Genomic DNA, 213 nt, shown 5'->3' on the forward strand with positions numbered 1-213 from the left:
CATTCTTGAACCGCGGGTAGTACACTATCGGTAATACGGGATATCTCTGCAGGAGAAATCTCCATAGCATACATTTCCTGAACATAATCCCGCATTGCTCGGGTACTCACTCCCATAGCGTACATCGATAAGATAGTACCTTCCAGCTCATCGGTAATGATTAGCTGGCGTTTGGGCATAATCTTAGGTTCAAAAGTACCCAGGCGGTCACGA

The 213-nt window shown here is 46.5% G+C and carries 1 protein-coding gene; it reads right to left on the reverse strand.

What is annotated here, in order from left to right; all coding sequences use genetic code 11:
• Nucleotides 1-213: transposase (locus GNY06_RS11200; protein WP_176590021.1), on the reverse strand; the 213-nt coding region annotated here is incomplete at both ends.

Source organism: Elizabethkingia argenteiflava, assembly GCF_009904105.1.
In the GTDB taxonomy this organism is placed as follows: Bacteria; Bacteroidota; Bacteroidia; order Flavobacteriales; family Weeksellaceae; genus Elizabethkingia; species Elizabethkingia argenteiflava.